At 66.3% G+C, this 11,429-nt stretch carries 16 protein-coding genes and 2 tRNA genes; 8 read left to right on the top strand and 10 right to left on the bottom strand.

Translation table 11 applies throughout. From position 1 onward, the window contains the following. The first annotated feature begins 206 nt into the window (after positions 1-206). Positions 207-494: a hypothetical protein gene (locus tag ABD346_RS38555; RefSeq protein ID WP_344380981.1), complete on the top strand. Its 288-nt coding sequence runs from the start codon at positions 207-209 to the stop codon at positions 492-494. 208 nt (positions 495-702) lie between these two features. Here ABD346_RS38555 and ABD346_RS38550 read toward each other — a convergent pair whose 3' ends face one another. The 3 genes from ABD346_RS38550 to ABD346_RS38540 form a co-directional block, all read right to left on the bottom strand. Further along, the gene (locus ABD346_RS38550; protein WP_344380980.1) at positions 703-1,344 is read right to left on the bottom strand and encodes a Cap15 family cyclic dinucleotide receptor domain-containing protein; all 642 of its coding nucleotides are present in this window, start codon (positions 1,342-1,344) and stop codon (positions 703-705) included. Between the two features lie 2 nt (positions 1,345-1,346). Next, positions 1,347-2,252, bottom strand: a complete 906-nt coding sequence (locus tag ABD346_RS38545) for a nucleotidyltransferase domain-containing protein (protein ID WP_344380979.1) — start codon at positions 2,250-2,252, stop codon at positions 1,347-1,349. Positions 2,253-2,386: 134 nt separating this feature from the next. Beyond that, on the bottom strand, positions 2,387-3,019 hold the full coding sequence (locus ABD346_RS38540; protein ID WP_344380978.1) for a hypothetical protein: 633 nt from the start codon (positions 3,017-3,019) through the stop codon (positions 2,387-2,389). Positions 3,020-3,270: 251 nt separating this feature from the next. Here ABD346_RS38540 and ABD346_RS38535 point away from each other — a divergent pair. Next, a tRNA-Gly gene (locus ABD346_RS38535) sits at positions 3,271-3,389 on the top strand. A gap of 156 nt (positions 3,390-3,545) precedes the next feature. Here ABD346_RS38535 and ABD346_RS38760 read toward each other — a convergent pair. Next, positions 3,546-3,701: a transposase family protein gene (locus tag ABD346_RS38760; protein WP_381226566.1), complete on the bottom strand. Its 156-nt coding sequence runs from the start codon at positions 3,699-3,701 to the stop codon at positions 3,546-3,548. A gap of 284 nt (positions 3,702-3,985) precedes the next feature. Beyond that, the gene (locus tag ABD346_RS38530) at positions 3,986-4,756 is read right to left on the bottom strand and encodes an ArsR/SmtB family transcription factor (protein ID WP_344380977.1); all 771 of its coding nucleotides are present in this window, start codon (positions 4,754-4,756) and stop codon (positions 3,986-3,988) included. A 240-nt stretch (positions 4,757-4,996) separates the two neighbouring features. Here ABD346_RS38530 and ABD346_RS38525 point away from each other — a divergent pair, with 240 nt between their 5' ends. From ABD346_RS38525 to ABD346_RS38515, 3 genes are read left to right on the top strand one after another with little or no spacing between them, the layout of a single operon-like run. After that, positions 4,997-5,476, top strand: coding sequence for a hypothetical protein (locus ABD346_RS38525; RefSeq protein WP_344380976.1), 480 nt, complete (start codon positions 4,997-4,999; stop codon positions 5,474-5,476). A 38-nt stretch (positions 5,477-5,514) separates the two neighbouring features. Further along, positions 5,515-5,994, top strand: a complete 480-nt coding sequence (locus tag ABD346_RS38520) for a hypothetical protein (protein WP_344380975.1) — start codon at positions 5,515-5,517, stop codon at positions 5,992-5,994. Between the two features lie 38 nt (positions 5,995-6,032). Continuing rightward, on the top strand, positions 6,033-6,620 hold the full coding sequence (locus ABD346_RS38515) for a hypothetical protein (RefSeq protein WP_344380974.1): 588 nt from the start codon (positions 6,033-6,035) through the stop codon (positions 6,618-6,620). An 855-nt stretch (positions 6,621-7,475) separates the two neighbouring features. Here the strand turns inward: ABD346_RS38515 and ABD346_RS38510 are convergent. Next, positions 7,476-7,546: transfer RNA gene (locus ABD346_RS38510), tRNA-Met, on the bottom strand. 7 nt (positions 7,547-7,553) lie between these two features. After that, entirely contained in the window at positions 7,554-7,817 is a 264-nt protein-coding gene (locus tag ABD346_RS38505) for a hypothetical protein (RefSeq protein ID WP_344380973.1), read from the bottom strand. A gap of 56 nt (positions 7,818-7,873) precedes the next feature. On the opposite strand from ABD346_RS38505, the gene ABD346_RS38500 reads away from it, so the two are divergent. Both ABD346_RS38500 and ABD346_RS38495 read left to right on the top strand, forming a co-directional pair. Further along, positions 7,874-8,251, top strand: a complete 378-nt coding sequence (locus ABD346_RS38500; RefSeq protein WP_274346434.1) for a nuclear transport factor 2 family protein — start codon at positions 7,874-7,876, stop codon at positions 8,249-8,251. Between the two features lie 166 nt (positions 8,252-8,417). Next, positions 8,418-8,840, top strand: coding sequence for a hypothetical protein (locus tag ABD346_RS38495; RefSeq protein WP_344380972.1), 423 nt, complete (start codon positions 8,418-8,420; stop codon positions 8,838-8,840). A gap of 107 nt (positions 8,841-8,947) precedes the next feature. On the opposite strand, the gene ABD346_RS38490 is transcribed toward ABD346_RS38495, so the two are convergent. From ABD346_RS38490 to ABD346_RS38480, 3 genes are all read right to left on the bottom strand, one after another. Beyond that, a complete protein-coding gene (locus ABD346_RS38490) occupies positions 8,948-9,214 on the bottom strand; it encodes a hypothetical protein (protein WP_344380971.1) in 267 nt (88 codons plus the stop codon). A 616-nt stretch (positions 9,215-9,830) separates the two neighbouring features. Beyond that, positions 9,831-10,241, bottom strand: a complete 411-nt coding sequence (locus tag ABD346_RS38485; RefSeq protein ID WP_344380970.1) for a hypothetical protein — start codon at positions 10,239-10,241, stop codon at positions 9,831-9,833. Between the two features lie 204 nt (positions 10,242-10,445). Beyond that, positions 10,446-10,895: a hypothetical protein gene (locus tag ABD346_RS38480; protein WP_344380969.1), complete on the bottom strand. Its 450-nt coding sequence runs from the start codon at positions 10,893-10,895 to the stop codon at positions 10,446-10,448. A gap of 258 nt (positions 10,896-11,153) precedes the next feature. Between ABD346_RS38480 and ABD346_RS38475 the strand changes: the two genes are divergently transcribed. Then, positions 11,154-11,363 carry a hypothetical protein gene (locus ABD346_RS38475; RefSeq protein ID WP_344380968.1) on the top strand — a complete coding sequence of 70 codons (210 nt, stop codon included), beginning with the start codon at positions 11,154-11,156 and terminating at the stop codon, positions 11,361-11,363. The last annotated feature ends 66 nt before the right edge of the window (positions 11,364-11,429 follow it).

Genomic DNA, 11,429 nt, shown 5'->3' with positions numbered 1-11,429 from the left:
GCGTCCACACACCCAACATGCTCCCGAACAGGCCCACCCGGAAGACCTAACGGAGTCCTACCCTCGCCGGCGCACTGACCGCCGGACTCCTCCAGCACCGCTCCGCACGCACCGCACGCGCCGAGGAGCGCGCCGACAGCCACCGCCAGGACCAGCTCGGTGCCGTCACCGACTTCGCGGCCGCCCTGGACGCGCACCGCTCGGCGATGTTCCATCGGCAGCGTCTGGACCTGGCCGAGGCAGACGCCGAGCACCAGCTGGAGGCCCAGACGAGGTCCCACGACACCCGGACCGCCATCACCGCGCCCCACATCCGCCTTCAGGTCCTGGTCCCCGAACTGGCCGGCCCCGCCCCGCAGGCCGCAGATGCCGCGTACGCGCTGCTCAAGGCTATAGACCGGACCGAACTGGACGCCCGGCGGCATGCGACCAAAGGGGCATCCGCCGCCTTCATCACAGAGGCCGCCACGCTGCTGAGCCCCAACCACCGCTGACTGAGGGCGACCACCACCAGCGCCCTGGCCATCCGTTCGTGCCGATCCCAAACGCCCTGCGCGCTGGTAGCGCGGCGTGGGACGGGAAGGGTATCTACAGGGCCACCACGGCTGCGATGAAGCCGGTACGGGTGCCACCGCGGCGGCCAACGGCCGCCCTGCGAACGCGCTTGGCGTCTGTACGAGGCTGCAGTTCCCGCGTATGAGGTCAGCTGGGAGTGGCCTCGGGATCGGTGGCTTGTGCTTCGGCGAAGGTGGAGTGGTGGGTGGAGCGGTCGAGCAGGGTGAAGTCCATGTCACCGGCGGTAAATCGGCTGGTGTAGTAGTGCCCGGTGGCGGTCAGGGGGGTGAGGCCCGTGACCGATATTCGGCAGGCTCCTTCGTGCCGGGGGCTGCGGGGCTGGTGCTCCATGCGGGGCTTGTTGTCGTACAGGAACCCGATCTCGAAGGTCCCGGAGTTCTCCGGGGCGGTGAGCGTGGCGTTGCTCGACCGTGAGGAGGTGCTCTCCTTGGTGCGGAGGGTGGCGTGCAAGCCCCAGAAGGTCTGCTCGATCGTCATGTAACCGGTGATCGGCCCTTTGTTGCCCCCTTCGGGTATGTGGCTTTCCGGGCTCGGCGAGAGGATTACGCGCCAGGTACCGGTGACCCAGGGGCGCGCGGTGAGGCGGTGGATGGCGGGCCAGTGCCATGCCCACTTGTCGAAGACGACCACGCCGTAGCCGATGGCGGCCGGGATGTAGGCGAGCAGGTAGCGAAACTGTGTGGGATACAGGCCCAAGAGGACCAGGACGGCTGTGTAGAGGGTGGCGGCGATGGTGGCGCCGGTGCGCAGAGTGGTGGCCGTACTCATGGTCAGCCTCCGTAGCCGAGGTAGCGCCAGGCACCCTCGATCAGCTCGCGGGCATGGAATGCGTTCCACTTCTGGCCATCACCAAAGAGCTTCTTCCTCTGGTTCGGCTCCCGCATGCACAGGAGGCTCCAGAAGGAGGAGACCTGCCGGTGCACCTCCACCAGGCATGCGCGGACCGCGTCGTCCAGGCCGCCGGAGAGGAAGATGTCGTCCCGAACGTTGTAGATCAGGCACTCGGAGAAATACGACGGCAGGGGCTTGATCACGCCTTCGGCCGCGAGGTCGTTCTCCACGTTCTTCAGGACCCGCACCACGAACTTGTACCGGTACTTGGTGTTGGTGTTCTTCGCCCGGCCGTTGGCCAGCTGGAGCTCGGGCCAGTTGATGACCCGCGTGCCGTCGCGTCCGTAGACGACGCTCCCCACGTATGCGCCTCCGGGCGCCGTGGAGTCGTACTGCACCCATTTGAAGCACGGCACCACGTCGATGCTGGGACGGCTGCCGATGACCTCAGGGACGTAGAAGGCGAGATTGTGGTCTGCGTCCACCGACCCGAAATAGGCAGCAAGGGCGGTATGTACCTCTTTGCGGAGAGTTGCCGCTGTCCATGGACCTGTGAACTGGTTCGGTTGGCCGAAATACCACGCTGCCATGCCATCAGTGTGAAACGGGTCGTTGAGCTTCACCATGATGTCCACATCACTGTCGCCGCGGACATTGGTCTTGTTCGGGTAGGAGCCCTTCGCTTCGACGGTGATTTCGGGCCCCTGGAACGCCTCGTGCTGGTTGATCGCGTCCTTGACCATGCGCTCGGCCCGTTCCAGCCGGTCCTGCTCGGAAGCCCCCGGCGGGGTCTTCCACTTGTTGATCAGCGCAAGCCGCTGATCGTCTGTCAGCTGTCGTGCCATGAACCCCTCCCGACCTCAGCCGTGGTAGCGGGACAGCGTACGAGTGGGGTCTGACAACCCGCCTGGACAGCGGCTGATTTCGCTGCAAGTCCCAGACCCCGGTCTCTGGCCAGGGGGGCCGGGCGTGCAGACCGTCAGCGGTCGATGCCGGCCCGCAGGGTGCGCACGAGGCCGGCGTCTTGGCGCATGACGGCGGGTACTGCGGCGTCCACGCGCAGTTGGCCGTGGTCCTCTCCGCACGGGCAGACGCTCCACCCGCCCTCGATCTTCTGCGCGACGCGTTCCAGGACCTGCACCGTCTCGTCGAGCACACCGGCCGGGATGGGGGCGATGGCGGGGTCCGGGTCGGCGATGGCGGCGCCGATCTCGCAGATCAGGTCGATGGCGTGCTGCGCGGTGCGCGTATCGCCGTTGCTGGTGGCGTACTTGGCGGCCTGGGTCAGGGCCATCAGGGGGCGGCCGGTGACGCCGCGTTCGGTGGGCACCGTACGGTCGTCCATCCGCTCGGGACGGATACCGTGAGCCTGTTCGGCGCCCTCGGTGGACTCTGCACCGGCCTCGGCGATCTGGTCGGCGATGACCGCGGGGTCGATGTAGCGCAGAGCAGAGCGCGGCTGGATGTCCATGCCCTCGGCGACGGTGTCGACCGCGTGGGCGAGCACGTTGCGCACCGCGACGGGCACGACGTCCAGGTCGCGAGTGTGCAACTCGGCCTCGGTCTGCGCGAGCAGGGCTGCGAAGCCCTGGGAGTTCGTGATGTCTGCCACGGCGCCGAGCCTACGACGCGGCACTGATCGGCGTGCCCCTGGCGGCAATTGGGCACCTCGTTCGAGTGTTGCTCGCCCTGCTCCCCACGTGTGTGTCGGGCTCCTTCGTATCTGTACGGAAGACCGGGGCCCTGGCACAACTTCCGCGCACCCGTGACAGCGGCGCCGATGCCACGGATAAGAATTCGCCTGCGGTGAACGGTGTCTCTAACGTGGGTCGGAGCGGGACGGCGCGCAGTCCCGCAGGTTGCGGTGCCGTGGCAGAGCGGACCATTGCGATCGACGTGGGGGAGGTCCCTCCCACGGCGATTGACGGAGACGGGGCGGACTTGCCCCCATCCGTCCGCGGGTTCAAATCCCGCCGGCACTGCAGCCGACCTCGACTTGCGCTGCGTATCGCGACGGCTGGCTGCCCGTCATTGGCTCCGCGTCGCCGACCGTCACCATCTGCCCCCGCCACGTGGATAGCGAGTACGCCTTCGGCCAAGTCGCCGTCACCGCGATGCTATGAGCGGAGACTGGTTCACTAGGTCCGACGCGGGCACTGTGCGTTCTCGCAGTACAAACGGCGCACGGTAAGCCTGATCAGCACCGGCCGGCCCCCGACGGGGCCGTCGGCCAGGCGGCGTTCGTAGGTGCTGTGCACCCTGCGGGACACCATCCTGCAGTCCGGACAAGACACGACGTGATCGCGGGTTCTGGCCTCGATGTGGATTGTCCCGTCTGCGAGGAACACTCGCTCCACCAGCACCGGGCTGAGGTACGGGAACAGCACACCGACGAGCTCATCACACGACACCACGGTCCCAGATGACGCTACGTCACGAAGCCGGAATCCCGGTGATCGTCCTCACGGAAATCTTGCCTGATCCCAGTTCTCATCAACATTTCTGGACATCTCGATCAAGAACCGATGCCAGTCCCCATCGACATTCGCTCTCCGTTCCGTTCTCACCAACGAAGCCACTATGGGTGCCGCCCCGTCGCTTCAGGCTGCGTCAGGTGGTAGCCCAGGGGTGTCGCGACATGCTCGACGGATTGCCCCATGCGCACGCTCCGAATAAGCCCGGCATGCCGTAGCACTGCGGCGTGGCGACTGGCTGCGGCGTTCGACACGCCCAGCAACGATGCCAATTGCCGTCCGGTGACTCCTCCGGACATGACGACCGCCTCAAGTGCTTCCGCTCTGCCGGCGCCCAACAGGGTCCGAAGCGCCGACATTTGGCCGGGTGCGGTTCGTGGAGCAGCACCAGCGGGGATCCGGACGGTCAGGTGATCGACGGCGGGCTCGGCGAGGGTCACCCGTCGGCTGAGGGCTACCGCCTGGATCTGAAGCGAGCGCTCACCAAGTTCAAGGTCGGCATCGAAGGCCGTCGGCACCTCCAAGACGCCGCGGCGGAGTCTGATTCCGTGTCCGAGCTGATGCAGCATCGCCGAGGCTCCGCTGCTGGCGTAGAGGTGCGACAGGCCGACCGCCCGGGTTGCGACCGCCGCTCGGATGCCCGAGTGGTGTGGCTCGACGGCGGAGCTGCGCAGGTGGTCGATGGCCTTGGCTAAGACGCTGTGGGCCCGATCGTCTCCCTCGGCGAGGGCTTTGGTGAACGGCGTGGGACAGCGTCGGGCGAACAAGTGGGAGAGGTACAGATGGCTGACGCCATCAGCGAGATCCGGCGCGGTGCTGCGCGAGTAGAGCTGCACCAGCGGGTCGTTGGGCCGCCCGCCGCTGGCATGGCCCATCCCAGCTGCTGTCAGCTCGGCGTCGAAGTCCGGGAGGGCGCAGACCCTGACGCTGCCTAACCCCTCGGACCCGAGGTGAATTCGTATCAAGGCCGACCCCCTATGCACTTGACACCCTCATCAGCGCTTTTGCGCGTACATGACGAAAGCTACCCGCGCCCGTGCGGAACCGAAACGATGCGTACGCACCAGGTTGGGCTCTTCGCCCGCCCTTGCAGACCAAGACAGAAGAGGGGTCTCATGAAATCCAAGATCAAGTCGGTGGCGGCAGCCGGGGTGATGACGCTCGCGGCTGTGGCGGGGATTCCAGGCGTGGCGCACGCTGCCACGCCGACTGGCGACTACTGCCGCAATTCCAGCGTCATGGACTGGCTGGGGGTCGAGTCAATGCCGTGCATCACGGTCAGAGGCGACGGTGCCTGGATGTTGCAGGGGGCGATCCTGAACGACCGGGGCAACCTCTGTCCCGAGACCCATCTCCAGGTCAACGAGGTCTACAACGGGCAAACGCTCCCCCTCTACGGCTACGACAGGTGGGACCCGCAGGGGTCGCAGTGTGGCCCCCACACCTTCAATGGACTCGTCTCGTCCCCGCCCCCCAAGGGGCACTACTACAACCTGACGCTGAGCTACCGGCTGCCGCACGATGTGCCTGGCACCAACGTCAAGGCTGGTCAGGTCCTCGACAACGTCCAGAGCCGCGTCTTCTGGTGGAACTAGCCCCGCGTCAGCAAGTCCCTGCTCCCAAAGGAACGCCTGTGAAACGCGTCTTCACCGCTGGGGTGACCGCCGTCGCCGCTGCAGTGCTCTCCGCGCTGGCCACCGTGCCGGCGCACGCCGACTACCAGGACTACATCTGCCGGGGAGGCAGTTCCTACCCGCAGACCAATGGAGTCGTCGACGGAAATCACCTCAAGCTCGACGCCTGCTTCGTCAGGAGAGGCTCGAACCGGTTCACCGCCAGGGTCGTCGGCATGACCGGGTTCGTCGAACCGCAACCCGGCGTCAACTTCGACTACCAGATCCGGCTGACCTTGTTCCGCGTCGTCTCCAACAGCAACGGGACGCGGTCCTTGTACCAGGTTCTCCAGGAGACGGATCCCGAAGTGCACAGTGACAAAAGCGCGTTCAATGCGCCGCTCACGGTCCAAGGGGGACAGGACTACCTGGTCTCCATCGGCTACCGGCACAACGGCACCTGGTACGACGACATCGAGTCCGGCATTGTCACGATCTGACCTGGACCCCACGCCTGCTGAAGGGAACGTCCCAGAACATGAGCGCACGCATGCTCACTAAGTCGCTGGCGCTGGCGGCCTCCGTCTGCGCCGCCGCCACGATCATCGCCCCGGCCGCGAACGCCGCCCCGGCACCTGCCCCGGCCTCGGTTAAGCACACCATCTCCAAACCGATGCGGCAGATCGGGTTCAACCCAGAGATCGCCCGCGCCCACGGCTACTCGTTCTCCAAGGACTCCCAGGGCATCTGGCACACCTTCAAGGAGGACACCAAAGGCGAGATGACGCCCCAGAACACCACTAATGGAGACTGCGGCAGCGCATACGTAACGGTTGCCGCAACCGGCAGCGGCGACCAAGCCAACCTCGACACGGGGTACACCTCAAAGCTCCCATCCATCTCCTACAACTGGGCCGTCAAGGTGGTTGACAACTACGGCACCTCCCACCAGAAGTGGGGCGGAAATTTCTTCCCCCCCACTAGCACTTGGCATGGGCATCGGCTGATCACGTCTGGTGGACCGAACTGGGTGTACGTCCAGGTGGACAGCTCCTGGGTATGGCTGGCCGACGGTGAGGAGTGCGGCGCCTTCAACCCCTCCGACTCCACATACGTCCACCGGTAGATCGCGAAGCGGCCAGTACATCGATCCAGAGACGATGTGCTGGCCTTCGCCGTTGCGTCGTTGATGCCGCCCACGACGGAGACCGGCCGTCCTGCTGGCCGCTGCCTGCAGCGGCGGTCCGTCCAAGCGACCGGGACCGCCCACGACCCGGGCGGCCCCACGGCCACATCTTCCGCAACGGTCCCCGTCGGCAGTGCATGCCGGAGCGAAGCCGAGACCCACGCGCGGTGACTGTTGGCGGCTTTGATCGTCACTTGAGGCCTCCGAGTGCGGCGACGGCCTGGATGACATATCCGGCGACGGTGGAGAGGTCGACGGCAGGAGCACTGTCGGCTGTTGCGGTGGTGGTTGTGAGTCCGATGATGCAGCTGCTTGTGCCGTGCTGACCGAAGACGGCTTGCGGCGGTGGTCCATCGGCCGGATTCCACGGTTGCCTCGCCGCAGTCCGGCCTACGATGCGAAGGAGACGCCTGGGCCCCTGCCTCCGGTGTGTGGCATATCCGTTGGTGACTACTGGGTGGGTGACGTGGGGATCTAGTGATCGTTTCAGGGTTTGTGACGGTGGTGTGGGGTGTCTCTGGGCTGGGGCTTTGTGGGGTGTGGTAGCTGGAGAAGTCCTGGCGTACGGGTTCAGTGATCGTTTCGGATTGTGGTGATCGGTTCGGGGTTTGGCTTTGTCTGCGGAGTTGGCGATCACCGTGCGGTTGGCTGTGGAGATTGTCCTGGAGGATGACGGCACCCCCGTCCTCATGTTCATGCAGCCCGACGAGGACTGAACCCCTCAACTCAGGCTGCCGTCAGTTCGGCAACGTCGAGGAGGCCCGGAGCTTGGCGGCTTCGGGCCTTCTTGTGCAGTGGCGGGGACAGGATTTGAGCCTGCGACGTCTGGGTTATGAGCCCAGCGAGCTACCGAGCTGCTCCACCCGGTGGGGTTCAGGGGTCGTGTTGGCGTAGGCGGGGCAAGGGGTGGCGGGCGGCTGTGGTGAGTGCTGTGGCCGCGGCGGTGAGGACGCAGATGCTGCCGCTGGTGAGGAGTCCGGTCCGGGGGCCGTGGAGGTCGGTGATCCAGCCGATGATGGGGCAGCCGACGGAGGTGCCGCCGACGAATCCCGCGAGGTACAGGCTCAGGATCCGGCCGCGGAGGTGGGGTGGGGTGGCGAGTTGGAGGTGGGCGTTGGTGCGGGTGCTGAAGACCATGCTGAACACTCCGACCCCGCTCGGGCGGTATGTTGCACGGCTGGTATTACTGGGGCATGCAGGAAGAGACGGCACGTTCCGCGATCGACACGTTCATCTCCGCGTTCAACGCCTCGGACGACAGCTATGTGACTGCCCTGCTCTCCCAGGCTCTGACCTCGGACGTGGTCTTCTGGGGGCCGTTGGGTCGCAGCGAAGGAATCGCGGCGGTCGAGCAGTTCGTGCTGGACATCCGGCGCCACCCGGCGGGGACCGGCACGATGGTGCGCTGCTCAGCGGTGGACATGCCTGACGAGTGGGCCCGGTACCAGTGGGTCTTCACCACGCCGGATGGAGGCCCCCGCCTGGCGGGAACGGACGTCGTCCATCTGCGGCGGAGCCTCATCGACCAGGTCATCGTCTTTGCGGGGGAGATCGAGCCGTCCGCCTCCTGAGCCGCCCTTCTGCCGCTGTCCTCCCCGTGAAACTTGTCCCTTTCGGCACTTCGGGGCTGCGTTCGCGGTCTCGGCGTCGTGCAGGGGCAGTTCACCCTTTCCGGCGCCGATGTGCCGGTTCGCAGCGGGGTAGGGTCCCGGCAGCAGCAGAGAACGGGGCGCTCGCATGATCGACGACCTGGTGGCCGTGTGCGACGTCTGCCTGGGCGAGGTAGCGGACGGCGACGGCGTGCTCGAGGTAGACACCGCGAAGGCCGACCGGGCGCTGCGCGCCTGGCGGGCGAAGGCCGGCGTGGACCCGCATGCGCTGTTCCATCTGACGCCCGGGGCACGCACGGTGAAGTGGGCGGTCCGTCACCACGCCTGCGGCACGGGGCCGGTGTTCGCCTACACCATCGCGGTCGAGCGGGTCCGCTCCTGGACGGGCTTGCTGGAGTGGAACGTGCACCTGGCCGACAAGCCGTTCCTTGCGGCGACGGACTGGTTCGACCTGCTGGACCGGGCACTGCACCCGCGCCGCGCGGCGGTCAGCGGCATCCTTCCCCGTATCCCCAGGGACTTGGGCGGCGGCCCGGTCGGCGACACGTAGGACGTCGGCCGGCGTCGCGCGGGGCACCCTTTGCGTCCGCCTCAATCGCGGTGCCCTGGTGAGGGCACCGCAGACCTACGTCGAGAAGTAGAACGGGGTGGGGCAGGTCATCGGCGGCGCACTGCGCCGATCCAGGCGGGCACGGCCGTGATGGGAATGATGAGCATCCCGCCGGCCACCTGCAGCGGCCCGCGGACCGGCGGGTACTGGATCCAGAACGTCACGACCATCGCGATGAGCAGCAGGTAGGCGACGGCGCCGGATGCAAGCGCCGCGGTCCTCCACCGGGAAGCCGGCCAGCTCGCGGGTACCGGGCCGGGGGCCGGGGGCTGGGCGGGAGTGATCGGGGCGACGGGCATGGGATGGGTGGTCACGGCGGTCCTTCGGGACAGGGCGTGCGCGAGCACGCCGGTGAGTGGAGCCTGGTGGCAGTGCGACCGGTGTCGCGGGCCAGGGTTCGGACAGACACGTTCGCCCGAGTCCGGGAGCACTATGAATGGGTCAGCAGTTAGCTGCGCAAGGGGAGTTGAGCAGCTCGGCCGGAGTGAGCATGGCTCATGCGCGGCCCCCATTCGATAGCTGCGACCTGCGACTTTTCGGAAGGCCCGGTCCTGTCGGCTGCTTGCAGGCCGTGAAGGGGACCGGGGCGGCGGTGCACCAGACCAGCGCACCGTGGATCCGGGCACAGGATCCGCGCCCGGACCGAGCACGGTCAGGCAGTCCGCGAGCCCTCCCGTCGTTCCGGGCAGCTGCGACTTTTCGAGTCAGGTGACACCACGGTGATGGACTGACCTGGGGTGCTCTGGTCAGTCTGGTCGCTCTACTCGGCACCAGGAGGACGTTCTTTGTTGACACCGTCGCCTGCTTTTTGGTCCGGTTGACACCGGCTTCGAAGATCAGCACCGCTGCATCGCACCCCTTCGCGCCAGCGGAGCTTCCCTGGTGGCGCCGTCGGATCCACAGCTGACTTCGCCGTCATTTCTGCTACACCTACCGAGAGATGTCGACGCGAACCCCACGCCGGTGCAGTCTGGCCTTCAGGAACTCCATCTCCGACAGCGTCCCTACCAGACCATCGCGGCTCAGCTCCCCGGCCAGGTCACGGGCCTGCGGCAACGATGCCGCCGAGATCTCCCGAAAGACCTTCAAAAGCGGGACAAGACTGGGCGCCGGACCGGTCAGCCGCAGCCTCACGGATCCATGCGCCGCGAACAGTGCCTGCCTGACATCGTCAGGAGCCGACCCCGGACCAGCGTGTTCACACAGATAGGTGCCGCAGGTCTCGCAAAAGAACTCGGAATCCCACCACAACTCGTCATCAAGGACGAACTGGTTCACCTGCCTGACCGCCAAGCTGCCGCACTCGCAGCGTGATGCGATCTTCACTGTCTGACCAGACACCCGAGCTCCCTGACATTTTCCCTGCTGACACGATCCTCTCAACTCTTCACACCTGGGCGCTGTTCTGTCGCGGTGCATCTGGCAGAGAGCGAACTGCTGACCTGCCGGGGTGCCATGGCGTTCGCGAACAATGCCCCTCGATGTTCTCAAATCACGTGGCTTCCACGGAAATCCGCCGAGATTCAGAAGGCCAGCTCAGCCGTCCTACTCATCGGCAAGGCCGTGCGTGTCCCCTGGAGACGGTGCCGTGGTCGGTGGTGGTTCCTCGGTCAGCAGGCCCCAACCAAGGTGCGCGGTGAGGAACGCGGCGACCTCATCCGCATCTGCGCACTCCGCAGGCAGATCGCCCGGCCGGGGCTGGTAGAGATCAATCAGTTCGTCCCGCAGCCGGGCATCCAAAACCGGTGCCTGGTAGCAGTTGATGGTTCCTCGGTAGAACAGCCAATCGAAGATCCGTACGGCAGGGCAGCGGCCGGACTGCGGCACTTCCGCCAGATGGCTGTCCTGCCAGGAGCCGACGTAGACGTAGTCGGCATGCTTCAACGCTGCGTCGAGGGTTGGGGTGGGGAGGTCCTTCAGGTTCCAGTAGGTACGAGCTTCGGTTTCAGGTATGGGTTTCGGGACCGCGGCAAGCCAGAGGCGATATTCGAGCATCGAAGCAGCTTGACAGACGATCTCGCCACGGACGGACCGTTGCGAACGGCCATCGTGAAGGCGAAAGCCTGCGAACCTGCCACCCAGAACGCGACGGGACAGGCGCGCCCGCGACCTTGGTGCCAATCGTCGAGACCAAGTGCCAGGTATCAAGAAAAGTCGCAGCAGCGCCCCGGAACTGTGTGTCAGTGCCGGATGCCACGATGGATCACGTGTTCGCCTGTGGTGGCGGACGGGAACGTGAGGAACGGGGTCCGGATGAAGAACTACAAGCTGGTGTGGCGCGAGCCGAGCGGCAGAGTGTGGTCGTCGGCGGTGTCCTATTCGCCGGCCGCGGCCGAGGACCGGGAGAAAGAACTCAAGGCCGAAGGCGCCGCGGTGCGCATGGTCGAGGTGCCGCTCGGCAGGCCCGTGCCCGAGACCGTGCTTGAGGAGATGCAGGCCGGTGCCGCCCCGGCGGCAGCCTGACGGACTCTTACTGAGCGTTTGGTGCTGTTTCACTGCGATCCATGGCGGTTTGGTGATGCCGGCGGA

The sequence above is a fragment of the Streptomyces mauvecolor genome (assembly GCF_039532965.1).
In the GTDB taxonomy this organism is placed as follows: domain Bacteria; phylum Actinomycetota; class Actinomycetes; order Streptomycetales; family Streptomycetaceae; genus Streptomyces; species Streptomyces violascens.
The sequence above is the reverse complement of the archived record's forward strand: the minus strand, read 5'-3'. Positions and strand labels throughout refer to the sequence as shown.